We start from the raw sequence: 14,386 nt of genomic DNA, 5'->3' as shown, positions 1-14,386 counted from the left end.
CCGCTTTTGGTCAGCGCTGCGCGCGAATGCAGAGGAACGCCGGCGCCAGCGACAGCTCCGCATGGAGCCGCTCCGTCACGGCCTTCATCTCGGGCAGCGGCTTCGGTTCGACGAACCGGTCGAGCCGCCAGCCGGCGTCGGCGAGCGCGTTCAGGATGTCGGCAAGCGGCCGGCGCCACGCTTCGACATAGGGCTTCGGTTCGCCGAAACCCGACCAGTGGAAGCCGAAACGGCTCGTATCGAAGTACGTGGCGTCCCCGCGTGTGCGCTCGTCCATCCAGTCGCGCATCGGGTGCGCCATCGAGAACACGAGCGTCCCGCCGGGCCGTGCGACGCGTCTGAATTCACGCAGCGTCGGGGCGAGGTCACGCACGTAGTCGAGCGCGAGCGAGCACAGCACCTTGTCGACCGACGCGTCGGGCAGCCACGCGAGCGGCGCCTCCAGGTCGCCCTCCACGACGTCGACCGTGAGGCCTGCGCAGCGCGTTTGCGCGAGCGCGACCATCTCGGGCGTGATGTCGAATGCGTGGACGGTCGCGCCGTGGCGCGCGAGATGCGCGCTGCAGATGCCGGGCCCGCAGCCGGCGTCGAGCACCGTCAGGCCGTCGACGTCGCCGAGCAGTGCCATCGTTGTCGGACGCTCGTAGAGTGCGTTGTGCGCCTTGGTCGGCGCGATGTCCGCGTAGCGTTGCGCGAAGCTCGCGTAAGCGCGGCGGGCGGGAGGTTCGGTCGGGTCGGTCATGCGGCGTCCGTCGGTGGAAAGGCGGCAGGCCGATTCTGCCCGATCGGACGATGGATGGCGACCCGCCCTCGCACCGGCGTCAGGACAGGCTGTCGAGCAGCCGATACCACGCGACCCCGGCCGCGATATAGAAGCGCTGCAGCCCGTGCAATGGAATCGGCCGGATCTGCGTGACCCGGAACGGCAGCGGCAGTTGCGCATCGCCCGACAGATGCGCGGCCAGATGTTTACCGAGCGTCGTCGCCATTGCGATACCGCGACCGTTGTAGCCGAGCGCGATCGTCACGCCCGGCGCGGGCTCGTGCACGTGCGGCAGGAAATCCGCGGTGATCGCGACGCGCCCCGCCCAGCGGTATTCGAACCGGACGCCCTTCAGTTGCGGATACAGCAGCGTCGTCGCGCGCTCGAGATGGCGCCAGTCACCCGGCGCACGCGGTTCGGCGAACGGGCCGCGGCCGCCCATCAGCAGGCGCCCGGCGGCGTCACGGCGGAAGTACAGCAGCAGACGCCGCGCATCCGATGCGACCTCGCCGCCGGAGAGGATGTCGCGACCAAGCTCCGGCGCGAGCGGTTCCGTCGCGACGATGAAACTGTTCGCGGCGATCACCGACTGGCGCAAGCCGGGCCACAGCCCGTCCGTATAGCCGTTGGTCGCGATCACGACGCGCTGGGCGGACAGCGTCGCGCCGCCCGACGTCGCGATCCGCCAGCGGCCGTCGACGCGTGTCAGCCCGACGGCGCGGGTCGAGCCGTGCACGACGGCCCCGCTCGCCTGCGCGGCGCGCACCAGGCCGCGCGTATAGCTGAGCGGCTGCACGCTGCCCGCGCGGCGATCGATCCAGCCGCCCGCATACGCATGCGTGCCGAGCCGCCGCGCGACGTCGTCGCGGCCGAGCACCTCGACCGGCGCACCGCGCGCGGCCCATTGCTGCGCCCGGCGCGCGACCGTGTCGAGCATCGCGGCGGTCGGCGCCGGCTGGATCCAGCCGTGGCGACGCGCATCGCAGTCGATCGCGTGCCGCGCGATCAGGTCGAACACGGTGTCGGCCGCGCCGCCGACGATGCCGGCAAGCTGCTCGCCGGCCGAATCGCCGAACCGGCGCACCAGTTCGTCCGGGTCGTATTTCAGCCCGGGAATCACCTGCCCGCCGTTGCGGCCCGACGCGCCCCAGCCCGGCTGCGCGCCGTCGATCACGCGAACGTTCACGCCGCGCTCGGCCAGGTGAAGTGCGGTCGACAGGCCGGTGAAACCGGCGCCGACGATCGCCACGTCGCACGATACGGACGCGTCGAGCGCGGGCGTATCGGGTGCCGGCGCGGCCGTCGCCGCCCATAGCGAATCCGGCCACGGCGAGTCGGGCCATCCGGGTGCCGCGTTCGTTGCACTCATGTTCGATCCGGGTTGTCGGCGCCGTCCGACGCCAGCAGGCGGCGCAGGAATTCCTGCGTGCGGGGATGCGTCGGCTGCGTCAGCACGGCGCGCGCCGGCCCGCTTTCGCAGATGGTGCCGTCGTGCAGGAAGCACACGCGATCGGCCACCTCGCGTGCGAACGCCATCTCGTGCGTGACGACCACCATCGTCATTCCGTCGCGGGCGAGCCCCCGCATCACGCCGAGCACTTCGCCGACGAGTTCGGGGTCGAGCGCCGACGTCGGTTCGTCGAACAGGATCGCCTGCGGCTCCATCGCGAGCGCGCGTGCGATCGCGACGCGCTGCTGCTGGCCGCCCGACAGCTCCGACGGATACGCATTCATCCGGTGCGCGAGCCCGACCTTGTCGAGCAGCGCGCGGGCCTGCTCGCGCGCTTGCGCGGCCGGCCTGCGACGCACGTGCACCGGCCCTTCCATCACGTTCTCGAGCGCCGTGCGGTGCGCGAACAGGTTGAAGCGCTGGAACACCATGCCGACGCGCATCCGGAGCTCGTGGATGCGCTTCGAATGTGCGTCGACCTTCACGCCGTCGATCGTGATCGCCCCTTCGTCGTAGGTCTCGAAACCGTTGATACAGCGCAGCACGGTCGACTTGCCGGAACCGGACGGCCCGATCAGGCACACGACTTCACCCTGCTGCACGTCGAGGCTCACGCCCTTCAGCACCGCGTGTTGCTGAAACCGCTTGTGTATCGATTCGATCCTGATCATGCGCCCCTCCTCAGTGCGAGCCGCTTGCCGAGCCGGTTCACGCCGAACATCAGCGGCAGGCCGAGCGCGAGATACAGCAGCGCGACGAGCGTGTAGACGCTCATGTTCTGGAACGTCGACGACGCGATCAGCTGGCCGGCACGCGTGATTTCCGCGACCGTGATCGTCGACGCGACCGATGAATCCTTCAGCAGCATCACGAGCGTATTGCCGTACGGCGGCAGCGCGATGCGGAACGCCTGCGGCAGCACCACGCGCTGCATGATCATCGGGCCGCGCATGCCGATTGCGTGCGCGGCTTCGATCTGGCCGCGATCGATCGCCTCGATGCCGGCGCGGAAGTTCTCGGCCTGGTACGCCGAATACGCGATGCCAAGGCCGAGCACGCCGGCCTGGAACGCCGACAGTTGCACGCCGAGATCGGGCAGCACGAAGTACATGTAGAACAGCTGCACGATGATCGGCAGCCCGCGGATCACGTTGACGATCGTGCTGCCGGCCGTCGACACCGCCCGGTTGCGCGACACTTTCATCAGCGCGAGGATCAGTCCGAGCACCGAGCTGAGCACGAACGCGCATGCCGTGATCTCGACGGTGATCACCGCGCCCTTCAGCAGGATCGGCAGGAAATCGATCGCGTTCTGAAAAAACATGAGGTCTCCTATGCGACGCCCGAACGGCGCGCCGCGGTGGATGCCCGCGACGCGCGGGCGATGCCGGACGGGAATCGGGCGCCGATGCTCAGCTCATGTGCCACTTCTGCAGGATCTGCTGCAGCGTGCCGTCGCTCTTCATCTTGCGGATCGCGCCGTTGAGCTGTTCGAGCGTCGCGTTGTCGCCTTTGCGCACGATGAAGCAGACCTGCCCCTTCACCACGCTCTGGTATTCCGGCACGAGCCGCACCTGGCGATTGACGCCGTGCTCGATCTGGTAAGCGACGATCGGCTGGTCGGCGAAGCCGGCCTTGATGCGCCCGAGTGCGACGTCGCGCATGATGTCGGCGATCGAATCATAGGTCCGGACTTCCTTGAAGATGCCCTTCTTGTTGAGCGCATCGACGAACGCGGTGCCGACCTGCGCGCCGACCACCTGCCCGTTGAAATCGTCCATCGACGTATAGCGGCCCGGATCGTCGGCCTTCACGATCAGGCCTTCGCCGAACGAGTAGACGGTGTCGGAGAAATCGACGACCTGCTGGCGCGCAGGCGTCTTAAGCATCGCGGCCGAGATGATGTCGATCTTCTGCGTGGTGAGCGACGGGATCAGCGCCGAGAACACGGTCTGCTGCACGTCGACGCGAAACCCGGCCGACTTCCCGGCCGCGGTGATCGCATCGACCATCATCCCCTGGATCGAATTGCTCTTGACGTCGAGAAACGTGAACGGCACGCCGGTGGCCGTCGCGCCGACCTTCAGCGTGGGCTCGGCCGCAACGGCGCTCGCCGAAGCCGTCGAGAGTGCGATACAGGTGGCGAAACCGGCGGCCAGTGCGCCGAACCGCTTGATGAACGAAACCATGATGTCTCCTTCTCGATTAACCCGGTGCGTCGGCCGGCCGCTGATCGACACTGCGACGATGACCCGATCTTAAAACGAATCAAAAATATCGCGAAAAGATTTTTGCGTATCGATAGTCGATACGATAGGATGTGACATCGAATCAATCCCGTCCCTCGCCATGGAAACGTCACCCGATCAATCAAACGATCTGCTGTTCAATCAGTCGCTGGAAAAAGGGCTCAACGTGCTGCGCGCGTTCAGCGCGAAGCGGCGCACGATGACGCTGGCGGAAGTGGCCGACGCGGCAGGGATCACGAAAAGCTCCGCGCAGCGAATGGTCTATACGCTCGAGCAGCTCGGTTACATCCGCAAGCATCCGGTCACGCGGCGTTTCCAGCTCACGCCGCACGTGATGCGGATCGGCTTCAACTATCTCGCGGCCGATACGTTGATCGACGTCGCGAATCCGTTCCTGTCCGAGCTCACGAACCTGACCGGCGAGACCACCAATCTCACCGAGCCGGACGACGACGAAATGGTCTACGTCGCGCGTTTCGTATCGACGAAGTTCGTGCCGATCCACATGCCGATCGGCAGCCGTATCCCGATGTACTGCACCGGCAGCGGCCGTGCATTCCTGAGCGCGTTGCCGCCGCAGGAAGCGCGTGTGCGGCTCGACGGCATGGTGCGTACGCCGCATACGCCGCGTACGGTCACGGCGCTCGACGAGCTCGTCGCATTGCTCGACGGTGCACGGCGCGAAGGCTACGCGACCAACCAGGAAGAACTGTTCATCGGGGACATGTCGATTGCCGCGCCCGTGCTCGGCAGCCAGGGGCAGCCGGTCGCGGCCGTGCACGTGGTCGCGCCGACGAGCCGCTGGACGTTCGACGATGCGCGCCGCAAGCTCGCGCCGGCGGTGATCGACTGCGCGCGCGGAATCAGCAATTCGATCCGGACGCTTGAATAGCGTCGGCGAAACGGCATATGGCGCGCCGTTGCATTGCGCAACGGCGTCTTATCGCTACTGCGACTTCGGCGAATGCTCGGTCCGATAGGTGCTGTTCGGGCGTAATACGAGCTGCTTCGCCGCGGCGTCCAGTTCCTTGCCGTGATATAGATCGATGCACTTCAGCGGCGCAGCCCGGGAGCCGCAGCCTGTGCCGAGGAGGGCTACCGGGTCGCCGTCACCGGCGTGGCGACGGCCGCGGCCGCCCCCAGCCGCCCCTCCACCACCCACTGCGCGAACCGGTACGCAACCAGCGAGCCCGCCACGGCCAGCAGCATCGGCACCAGGCTGTCGTGATTCGCGCGCGTGAATTCGAGCAGCAGCACGACGGCCGTGATCGGCATCTGCATCGACGCGGCGAGGAACGCGGTCGCGCCGACCAGCGCGCATCCGCCGATCGACGCGCCCGGCCACACGAGGCTCCACAGCCCGCCGAGCACGACGCCGAGCAGCGCGCCGTTCGCGAGACCGGGCGTCAGCAGCCCGCCCTCCGCCCCCGCGCGCAGGCTGCCCGCCTCGATCGCCACCTTCAGCACGAGCAGCGTCGCCGCGAGCCCGATCGTCAGCGTGCCGTCGAAGCCCATCGAAGCCGGCCCCTTGCCATTGCCGAGCAGTTGCGGAAAGCGCATCGCCAGCACGCCGATCACCGCGAAGTTGACCAGCGCGAGCACCGGCAGCAGCCGGCCCTTCGGCGCATCCGCCCGTGCGCGGCTCGTGAGCCGCACGAAGCCGTACGCGGCGCAACCGAACAGCGGCCCGCAGACGATCGACCACGCGACGAGCGGTGTGCTCAGCACGAACGCAGGCACCGTGTACTGATGTTCGTTGCCGAGGCCGATCCATGCGACGGCCGCCGCGATCGCCGACGTGACGACGGCGACCACCAGCGCGCGCAGTTCGAACGTGCCGAGCAGCACTTCGAGCACGAACACCGCACCGCCGAGCGGCACGTTGTAGACAGCCGCGAGCCCGGCACCCGCGCCGCACGCGACCATCAGCCGGCAGTCGGCGGGCGTCAACCCCGCGCGGTGCGCGAACTGCCCGGCCAGCAGCGAGCCGATCTCGCGCGGCGCGACTTCGCGGCCGAGCGGCGAACCGAGCGCAACGGTGACGATCTGCAGCAGCGAGTGCACCGTCGTGCTGACGAACGGCATCCGCGGATCGGCGGCACGCACTGCACGGCGGATGCTGACGAGCGGCCGGCCATAGCGATACAGCGCCCACCAGCCGCCGCCCGCGACCAGCCCGCAGACGACGAGCACCGCGAGCCGGCGCAGCGGGTCGGCCTGGCTCACGCCGGTAAGGAAGCTTTCGGTGCCGACCACGTGCGCGAGGCTGTAGTCGTACGCGACGTGCTGGATCGCGTGCAGCAGCAGCGCGAGCAGCATCCCGCCGACGCCCGCGCCGACGCCGGTCAGGATCGTGACGGCAGCCATCCGCGCGAACGGACTGGCGGACGGTGAGGAAGACACGGGAGCAGACGGAAGATCGAGGCGCATGAGGTCGGCGGACGATGATCGACAAGACGGCGCGCACCATGCACGCCGCCGTCAGGACCGCATCGTAGGCGTCGATCTCTCATGAGACAAACGTATTTTTCTGATCAACTCATGCATTCAGCGCATACAAGAAAGACGGCAGTTCCCGACGGGGCGTGCCGCCGTGCGCCGCCGTCGCGGCAGCCGCGTCACTCCGGATACGTGACGCGCTCCGGCTCGCGCCGCATGATCACCTTCCCGTGGCGCACCGACAGCGTGGCCTTCACCTGCCGGCGCACGGCTTCATAGTCGCTGTCGGCATCGAGCACGACCAGGTTCGCCGGCCGCCCGACCGCGATCCCGTAGCCGTCGCCGAGATGCATCGTCGTCGCGCTGTGATCGGTCACGAAGTCGAGGCAGCGCTGCAGGTCCTGGTAGCCCATCATGTGGCAGATGTGCAGGCCGGCGTCGAGCACGCGCAGGATGTTGCCGTTGCCGAGCGGATACCACGGATCCTTGATCGAATCCTGTCCGAAGCACACGTTCAGGCCCGCGCGATCGAGTTCAGCGACACGCGTGAGCCCGCGCCGCTTCGGAAACGTGTCGAAGCGCCCCTGCAGATGAATGCTCTCGGTCGGGCACGACACGAAGTTCAGGCCCGCGCGCTTCAGCAGCCGGAACAGCTTCGAGCAATACGCGTTGTCGTACGAGCCCATCGCGGTCGTGTGGCTCGCGGTCACGCGCGCGCCCATGCCGCGCACGCGCGCCTCTTCCGCGAGGACTTCCAGAAAGCGCGAATGCGGATCGTCGGTCTCGTCGCAGTGCACGTCGACGAGGCAGCCGGTGCGCTCGGCCAGCTCCATCAGGAAGCGGATCGAGCTGACGCCCTGCTCGCGCGTGTTCTCGAAATGCGGGATCCCGCCGACGACGTCCGCGCCGAGTTCGATCGCCTGCGCCATCAGCGCGCGGCCGCCGTCGAACGACTCGATGCCTTCCTGCGGAAACGCGACGATCTGCAGGTCGATCAGCCCGCGCGCCTCGTCCTTCACTTCGAGCATCGCCTTCAGCGCGGCCAGCGTCGGATCGGTGACGTCGACATGGGTGCGCACGTGCTGGATGCCGTGATCGCGCAGCATGCCGATCGCCGCATGCGCGCGCGCCTTCGTGTCCTCGTGCGTGATCGTCGCCTTGCGCTCGGACCAGCGCTCGATGCCCTCGAACAGCGTGCCGCTCATGTTCCAGGCCGGCTCGCCGGCCGTGAGCACCGCATCGAGATGGATATGCGGTTCGACGAGCGGGGCAATCGCGAGACGGCCGCCCGCATCGACATCGCCGGCGCCAACCGATGTGACCGGCGCGGCTTGCGCGTCGATCCGCGCGATCCGGTCGCCGTCGATGCCGATCGTGAACAGCCCGTCGCGGCCGCGCAGGCGTGCATTGAAGAGGTTCATGGTGGGTCCAGGCGTCATGCGGCGTCAGCGCGCCGCGTGGTGGGGAAAAACCGGCTCCTGCGATGCGTGCCGCGCTTATTTGAAATCCTCGATCGTCAGGCCGGTCGCCGCGCTCATCTCGTCGTTCGTCACGTCGCGCACGTGCTTGCCGAACGTCCACACATGCCGGCCGGGATCGCGCGCGCGATACATGCGATCGCCGTAGAACTGGTCGGCCGGCGCCTGCAGGATCTCCGCGCCGGCCGCACGTGCGCGTTCGCAGTGCGCGTCGATGTCGGCGTCGTCGGGAAGATGCACGTGGACGTGCTGCGTGTTCCGGTTGCCCGTGTCCTGCGGCGACGCGATGAAGTCGGCCCACGCGCCGCCGATCATGACGAGCCCGTCGCCGAATCTCATTTCGGCATGCGCGATGTCGCCTTCCGGCGTGGTGACGACCAGCGCGCGCTCGAAGCCGAATGCGCGTTCGAGCCACGCGAGCGCGGCTTTCGGGTCGCGGTAGCACAGCGCGGCACTCAAGGAAGGACGGCGCGGCGTGGTCATCGGGGGGCTCCGGATCTCGGCAATGGTCTGCCCATTCTCCACGCGCGCGGCGCGGCGATCAACTCCCGCGCCGGCGACGTGCGTGTTGTCAATGCGCGACACGGCATGCGCGGCCGCCCGACCGCTCGCGTCGCGCCGTCGGCGAAAACGCACGCCGTCCGGCCTCCGGGCCGATTTGTGAACGCCGTGTGACGCACTCTTGCGCAACTCGCAACGGTGTACTCGCGCGCCTGCGGCCGGAATCGCGCGACCCCGCCCCTACACTTGCGCCGAACTTTGGTCACCCGTCCCACACGCAGGAGCTGTTACATGCACAAAACGAACAAAACCCTGATTGCCGCCGCATCCGCCGCCGCACTCTTCGCCCCGCTCGCGCACGCCCAGAGCTCGGTCACGCTGTACGGCCTGATCGACGCCGGCATCGCGTACACCAACAACGCCGGCGGCGCATCGCTGTGGCGCATGACCTCCGGCACGGTCAACGGCAGCCGCTTCGGCCTGCGCGGCACGGAAGATCTCGGCGGCGGCCTGAAGGCGCTGTTCGTCCTGGAGAACGGCTTCAACGTGAACAACGGCGCGCTCGGGCAGGACGGCAAGCTGTTCGGCCGCCACGCGTATGTCGGCCTGACCAGCAGCGGCTACGGCACGCTGACGCTCGGCCGCCAGTACGACACGATGGTCGACTTCGTCGCGCCGCTGTCCGCGACGGCCGGCGACTTCGGCGATACCGGCTTCGCGCATCCGTTCGACAACGACAACCTGAACCACTCGGTGCGCATCAACAACGCGGTGAAGTACACGAGCGACACGATCGCGGGCTTCAAGGTCGGCGCGCTGTACGGTTTCTCGAACTCGACGAACTTCGCCGGCAACCGCGCGTACAGCGTCGCGGCAAGCTACACGAACGGCCCGCTGAAGCTGGCCGGCGCGTACCTGCAGATGAACGGCACGAAGGGCTCGACGAGCGCAAGCCCGGGCGCGACCGACGTAGCCGAAGCGAAGAGCGTGAGCCAGGGCGGCTGGTCGGTGGGCGCGGACCGCATGCGCTCGTACGGCGGCGGTGTCAGCTACGTGTTCGGTCCGGCGACGGTCGGCTTCGTCTATACGCGCTCGCAGTACGACAACTCGGGCTCGTTCGGTTCCACCGGCCAGGTCGCGTTCAACAACTACGACGTGAACGTGCGCTATGCGGTGACGCCGGCCGTCAGTCTCGGCGCGGCCTACGTGTACACGGACGCCAGCGTGTCGAACCCGGACAGCAAGCACGGCACCGATCCGAAGTGGCATCAGGTCGACCTGCAGGCCGTGTACAAGCTGTCGCGCCGCACCGACCTGTACGCGGAAGCGATGTACCAGCACGCGTCGGGCCGCGGCTACCAGGCCTTCATCAACACGTCGGGCGGCGCCTCGAGCACCGCGAACCAGATCGTCGGCACGATCGGCATGCGCACGCGGTTCTGAGTTCCGCGCCGCGTGAGCGCCCGGCGCCCGTCCGCCAGGACCCTGTCCTGGCGGACGGGTTCGCGCGCTGTGGGCGACCTGCACCAATGTTGTTCCATCTGGAAAGCTGCCTGCCCGGAATCGGGGTTTTTGTGCGCGCGTGGGCTGCATAGACTGGCATCGACGGTTCGGATCGCGCGTCGATCACCGGACCGGCCTCACACCCCGTCTACTGGAGAACATCGTGAAATCGCTCGTCGTTACCGCCGCCGCTGCCGTCCTGCTTGCCGCACCGGCCCTGTCGTTCGCTCAGTCCGCCAAGGCGCCCGTCACGCGCGCACAGGTGCTGCAGGAGCTCTACGACCTCGAATCGGTCGGCTACAACCCGTCGCTCGGCGACGCCGGCAACTATCCGGACGACATCATGGCCGCGCAGGAACGCCTGGCAGCAAAACGGCTCGCCGAGCACAAGGCCGCGCAACGCGCATATGGCCCGGCCGGTGCGGGCGCAACGGAATCGGGCGTGGCGGCAAAGCCCGCGCTGTGAAGACACGCAGCAACGCCGCACCCGCGTGACATGCGTCCCGCGGGCACGGCGGAAATCGCGCGAACCGGTTCGTCACGATGGATGCGGCCGGACAGCGTGCCGTCCGGCACGCGGCCATCTCGTCCTGGATTCGCGCTCGGGCTGCCTGATCAGGCAGCCTGCGGCTCGCGGTCGATCGCGTTCAGCATCTCGACGTCGCGGGCGATCATCCCCGGCACCTGCGCACGCAGCATCTCGACCCAGGTGCGCACCTTCGCGTCGATGAAGCGGCGCGACGGATACAGCGCATACACGTTCATCTTCTGCAGGATGTGCCCGGGCAGCACGCGCACGAGCGTACCGTCCTGCAGCGCGTCGATCGCCGCATACAGCGGCAGCATGCCGATCCCGATACCGTCGCGGATCGCGAGCGCAAGCGACTCGGCCGTATTGGTCTGCACCGGCCCGGTGACATGGATCTGCTCGATGCCGTCGGCGCCTTCGAGCACCCATTCGTGGGTCGGGAACGCCGGCGTGCAAAGTGTCAGGCACGCGTGCGCGCCGAGATCCTGCGGGCGGGCCGGCGCGCCGTGGCGCTTCACGTACTCGGGCGACGCGCACAGGATGCTGAAGGTCGAGCCGAGCAGGTGCGACACGAGCTCCGAATCGGGCAGCGACGATGCGGTCACGACCGCCATGTCGCTCGTGCCGTCGAACAGGTCGGGCATGCGCTGCGACAGCGACAGCTCGATCGACACGTCCGGATATTGCGTGTGATAGCGCGTGAGCGCGGGCATCACGTAGTGATGGCCGACGCTCGCGAAGCTGTGCATGCGCAGCACGCCGGCCGGCCGTTCGTGCGCGCAGCTCGCCTCCTCCTCGGCGCGATCGACGTCGGCAAGAATCTGGCGGCAGCGCCGCAGATAGCTTTCGCCAGCCGACGTCAGCGCGAGGCGGCGCGTCGAGCGATTCATCAGACGGGTGCGCAGACGCGCCTCGAGTTCCGACACCGCGCGCGACATCGCGCCCGTCGTCGAATTCAGCGATTGCGCGGCCGCGGTGAAACTGCCCGTCTCGACGACGCGCGTAAACACCCGCATGTTTTGTAGGGTATCCATTCCTGTGAGCCACCTGTAGCGGAGCCGCTATTTTCCTCCAGCGGGTGCGACAGATTGTTACGCGGCCTGCAACTATCGTTTCCCCGTAGCTGCGTTAATGCCCGCGCGCCGCACTCCTACAATCGGCGCCTCACCAGTCGAACGGACCCGTCCGGACGCGCCGCGGCACCGCACGCGCCCCGCTTTTTTTCATGAAGCCACAACCTGCGATCGAGCGACCTTCCATCGAACCGGCCCGATGGAGAACCTGGCTCGATCCGCTCGGCGGCGCCGCGCGCGACTGGGCCGCGACCGACGGGCTGATCTGGCTGCACCTCGCCAAGACCGTGCTCGCCGCGCTGCTCGCGATGGGGATCGCGATGCGGCTCGAGATGTCGCAGCCGCGCACGGCGATGACGACCGTGTTCGTGCTGATGCAGCCGCTGTCGGGGATGGTGTTCGCTAAGAGCTTCTACCGCATGCTCGGCACGGCGGCCGGCCTCGTCGCCGCGCTCGCGCTCGGCGGGCTGTTCGCGCAGCAGCCTGAGCTGTACATGGCCGGCATCACGCTGTGGGTCGGCGGCTGCATCGCGCTCGCGGTGCGCAACCGCCATTTCCGCTGGTACGGGTTCGTGCTCGCCGGCTACACCGCCGCGCTGATCGGCCTGCCCGCGGTGATGACGCCGCAGACGCTGTTCCCGTCCGCGCTCACGCGCGCCGCGGAAGTCGCGCTCGGCATCGCATGCTCCGGCGCGGTCAGCGCGCTGATCCTGCCGCTCAGTTCCGCGAAAGCGCTGATGCGCTCGCTGAGCGCGCGTCATGTGAAGTTCGCGGCGTTCGCGGCCGGCGCGCTGTCGGGCGACCTCGCGCGCGGCGACTTCGAGCGGCGCTTCGCCGATTTCGTCGACGAGATCGTCGGGTTCGAGGCCAACCGCGCGTTCGCGTCGTTCGAGGATCCGCACATTCGCGCTCGCAGCCGCCGGCTCGCGCGGCTCAACAGCGAGTTCATGAATGCGTGCACGCGCCTGCATGCGCTGCACCAGCTCGTCAAACGCCTGCGCGCGAACCGGTCGGACGCGGTGCTCGACGCACTCGCGCCGCACATCGATGCGCTCGCGCAGCGGATCACCGCATTGCGCGACGAGCGGCAGCGCGGCATCACGTCGACCACCGGCGCACTGCTCGAACTGCGCCGCTTTCACGCCGCGTTGCCGAAGGCCGCGCGCGCGTCGCGTCGCGCGATCGAGGATCACGCGGCCGGCGGCCTGCTCGACTTCGACACCGCGATCGAGCTGATGTATCGCTTCATCGGCGAGTATCTCGGCTACGCCGACACCAACGCATCGCTCGATCGCGACGATCACGCGTTCGAACGCTCGGTCACGCACTACGCGGTGAAGACCAATTCGTTCTTCGTCGGCTTCGCGTTCCTGCGCACGCTCGTCGCCGTCGGCGCGATGAGCGCGTTCTGGCTCGCGTCCGAATGGCCGAGCGGCTCGCTCGCCGTGATCGCGACCGCGATCGCGTGCGCGCTGAGCTCGACGTCGCCGCGCGCACCGAAGTTCGTCGCGCAGATGGGCGTCGGCGCGGCGTTCGCGACGGCCGTCGGCTACGTGTTCCTCTGTTACGTCTATCCGAACATCGACGGTTTTCCGCTGCTGTGCGCGGCACTCGCGCCGGTGCTCGGCCTCGGCGCGTTCCTCGCGATGCGCCCGGGCCTGTCAGGTTACGGCATCGGCTTCGCGGTGTTCTTCTGCCTGCTCGCGGGCCCCGACAACGCGATCGCGTATACGCCCGAGGTGCTGATCAACAACGGCTTCGCCGTCGTCGTCGCGATGCTGGCATGCTCGATCGTGTTCGCCGTGGTGTTTCCGACCCACATGCCGTGGCTCACGTCGCGGATCGCGCACGACCTGCGCCGCCAGGTCACGTTCGCGTGCGAAGGCGCGCGCGACGGGCTCGCCGCGCGCTTCCAGTCGAGCACGCACGACCTGATGGCGCAGCTGCGCACGCTGCTCGTCAAGCGCACGCGACAACATCGCGACGCACTGCGCTGGATGCTGTCGACGCTCGAAGTCGGCCATGCGGTGATCGACCTGCGCGACGAGCTGCACGGGTTCTGCGAATCGAAACCGCCGCAGACGCTGCGCTGGACCGCCTCGGTCGACGCGGTGCTGCACGAGCTGCCGCGCTTCTTCGACGATCCGACGCCGGGCCATCATGCGCGCACGCTCAAATCGGTGAACCTGTCGATTCGCGCCGCACAGCACACGCTGCACGCATGGTACGCGGTGCCCGATGAACGCCACCGCATGCAGCGCATCGTCGGCTGCCTGCACTTCATTCGCAGCGCGCTGCTGGACAAGGATGCGCCGTTCAACCGCCATCGTCATTGAGCGCCGACGAGGGTCGGCGGGAGATCGATGCGTACGCAACGTCACCCTTGTTCCGATTGGAAATA

General features: G+C 68.1%; 13 protein-coding genes. 4 read left to right on the top strand and 9 right to left on the bottom strand.

Going from position 1 to position 14,386, the window contains the following annotated elements; translation table 11 throughout:
• Window positions 1–10: 10 nt before the first annotated feature.
• The 5 genes from DID99_RS01190 to DID99_RS01170 all read right to left on the bottom strand — a co-directional run bounded on the left by DID99_RS01190 (window position 11) and on the right by DID99_RS01170 (window position 4,402).
• Window positions 11–742: a class I SAM-dependent methyltransferase gene (locus DID99_RS01190; RefSeq protein WP_124665885.1), complete on the bottom strand. Its 732-nt coding sequence runs from the start codon at window positions 740–742 to the stop codon at window positions 11–13.
• Between the two features lie 79 nt (window positions 743–821).
• On the bottom strand, window positions 822–2,132 hold the full coding sequence (locus DID99_RS01185; protein ID WP_124665884.1) for an FAD-binding oxidoreductase: 1,311 nt from the start codon (window positions 2,130–2,132) through the stop codon (window positions 822–824).
• Window positions 2,129–2,884, bottom strand: a complete 756-nt coding sequence (locus tag DID99_RS01180; RefSeq protein ID WP_124665883.1) for an amino acid ABC transporter ATP-binding protein — start codon at window positions 2,882–2,884, stop codon at window positions 2,129–2,131. Before DID99_RS01180 ends, DID99_RS01185 begins: the two co-directional genes overlap by 4 nt.
• The gene (locus DID99_RS01175) at window positions 2,881–3,537 is read right to left on the bottom strand and encodes an amino acid ABC transporter permease (RefSeq protein ID WP_124665882.1); all 657 of its coding nucleotides are present in this window, start codon (window positions 3,535–3,537) and stop codon (window positions 2,881–2,883) included. Before DID99_RS01175 ends, DID99_RS01180 begins: the two co-directional genes overlap by 4 nt.
• An 88-nt stretch (window positions 3,538–3,625) precedes the next feature.
• Entirely contained in the window at window positions 3,626–4,402 is a 777-nt protein-coding gene (locus DID99_RS01170; protein WP_059690034.1) for an ABC transporter substrate-binding protein, read from the bottom strand.
• A 160-nt stretch (window positions 4,403–4,562) separates the two neighbouring features.
• Here DID99_RS01170 and DID99_RS01165 point away from each other — a divergent pair, with 160 nt between their 5' ends.
• Window positions 4,563–5,354, top strand: coding sequence for an IclR family transcriptional regulator (locus DID99_RS01165; protein ID WP_059700324.1), 792 nt, complete (start codon window positions 4,563–4,565; stop codon window positions 5,352–5,354).
• A gap of 203 nt (window positions 5,355–5,557) precedes the next feature.
• Here DID99_RS01165 and DID99_RS01155 read toward each other — a convergent pair whose 3' ends face one another.
• The 3 genes from DID99_RS01155 to DID99_RS01145 form a co-directional block, all read right to left on the bottom strand.
• Window positions 5,558–6,892: a chloride channel protein gene (locus DID99_RS01155; RefSeq protein ID WP_124665880.1), complete on the bottom strand. Its 1,335-nt coding sequence runs from the start codon at window positions 6,890–6,892 to the stop codon at window positions 5,558–5,560.
• Window positions 6,893–7,080: 188 nt separating this feature from the next.
• Entirely contained in the window at window positions 7,081–8,322 is a 1,242-nt protein-coding gene (gene codA, locus DID99_RS01150; RefSeq protein ID WP_124665879.1) for a cytosine deaminase, read from the bottom strand.
• A 75-nt stretch (window positions 8,323–8,397) separates the two neighbouring features.
• Window positions 8,398–8,862 (bottom strand): VOC family protein, encoded by a 465-nt coding sequence (locus DID99_RS01145; protein ID WP_124484884.1) that lies wholly within the window; start codon window positions 8,860–8,862, stop codon window positions 8,398–8,400.
• A 309-nt stretch (window positions 8,863–9,171) separates the two neighbouring features.
• On the opposite strand from DID99_RS01145, the gene DID99_RS01140 reads away from it, so the two are divergent.
• Both DID99_RS01140 and DID99_RS01135 read left to right on the top strand, forming a co-directional pair.
• Window positions 9,172–10,323, top strand: coding sequence for a porin (locus DID99_RS01140; RefSeq protein ID WP_044843051.1), 1,152 nt, complete (start codon window positions 9,172–9,174; stop codon window positions 10,321–10,323).
• A gap of 223 nt (window positions 10,324–10,546) precedes the next feature.
• A complete protein-coding gene (locus tag DID99_RS01135) occupies window positions 10,547–10,849 on the top strand; it encodes a DUF4148 domain-containing protein (RefSeq protein WP_124484885.1) in 303 nt (100 codons plus the stop codon).
• A 149-nt stretch (window positions 10,850–10,998) separates the two neighbouring features.
• On the opposite strand, the gene DID99_RS01130 is transcribed toward DID99_RS01135, so the two are convergent.
• Window positions 10,999–11,946: a LysR family transcriptional regulator gene (locus DID99_RS01130; protein WP_124484886.1), complete on the bottom strand. Its 948-nt coding sequence runs from the start codon at window positions 11,944–11,946 to the stop codon at window positions 10,999–11,001.
• A 191-nt stretch (window positions 11,947–12,137) separates the two neighbouring features.
• Between DID99_RS01130 and DID99_RS01125 the strand changes: the two genes are divergently transcribed.
• Complete coding sequence (locus DID99_RS01125; RefSeq protein ID WP_124665878.1) at window positions 12,138–14,321, top strand: FUSC family protein; 2,184 nt, start codon at window positions 12,138–12,140, stop codon at window positions 14,319–14,321.
• Window positions 14,322–14,386 lie beyond the last annotated feature (65 nt).

Origin of the sequence: Burkholderia sp. Bp8986, from assembly GCF_003854225.1 — a bacterium.
Lineage (GTDB): Bacteria > Pseudomonadota > Gammaproteobacteria > Burkholderiales > Burkholderiaceae > Burkholderia.
The sequence above is the reverse complement of the archived record's forward strand: the minus strand, read 5'-3'. Positions and strand labels throughout refer to the sequence as shown.

What these genes read in the sequence shown, in the direction of transcription:
- DID99_RS01185 (WP_124665884.1), bottom strand. Translation starts at nt 2,132, where the DNA reads ATGAGTGCAACGAACGCGGCACCCGGATGGCCCGACTCGCCGTGGCCG.
- DID99_RS01180 (WP_124665883.1), bottom strand. Translation starts at nt 2,884, where the DNA reads ATGATCAGGATCGAATCGATACACAAGCGGTTTCAGCAACACGCGGTG.
- codA (WP_124665879.1), bottom strand. Translation starts at nt 8,322, where the DNA reads ATGAACCTCTTCAATGCACGCCTGCGCGGCCGCGACGGGCTGTTCACG.
- DID99_RS01125 (WP_124665878.1), top strand. Translation starts at nt 12,138, where the DNA reads ATGAAGCCACAACCTGCGATCGAGCGACCTTCCATCGAACCGGCCCGA.
- DID99_RS01130 (WP_124484886.1), bottom strand. Translation starts at nt 11,946, where the DNA reads ATGGATACCCTACAAAACATGCGGGTGTTTACGCGCGTCGTCGAGACG.
- DID99_RS01155 (WP_124665880.1), bottom strand. Translation starts at nt 6,892, where the DNA reads ATGCGCCTCGATCTTCCGTCTGCTCCCGTGTCTTCCTCACCGTCCGCC.
- DID99_RS01140 (WP_044843051.1), top strand. Translation starts at nt 9,172, where the DNA reads ATGCACAAAACGAACAAAACCCTGATTGCCGCCGCATCCGCCGCCGCA.
- DID99_RS01170 (WP_059690034.1), bottom strand. Translation starts at nt 4,402, where the DNA reads ATGGTTTCGTTCATCAAGCGGTTCGGCGCACTGGCCGCCGGTTTCGCC.
- DID99_RS01145 (WP_124484884.1), bottom strand. Translation starts at nt 8,862, where the DNA reads ATGACCACGCCGCGCCGTCCTTCCTTGAGTGCCGCGCTGTGCTACCGC.
- DID99_RS01175 (WP_124665882.1), bottom strand. Translation starts at nt 3,537, where the DNA reads ATGTTTTTTCAGAACGCGATCGATTTCCTGCCGATCCTGCTGAAGGGC.
- DID99_RS01165 (WP_059700324.1), top strand. Translation starts at nt 4,563, where the DNA reads ATGGAAACGTCACCCGATCAATCAAACGATCTGCTGTTCAATCAGTCG.
- DID99_RS01190 (WP_124665885.1), bottom strand. Translation starts at nt 742, where the DNA reads ATGACCGACCCGACCGAACCTCCCGCCCGCCGCGCTTACGCGAGCTTC.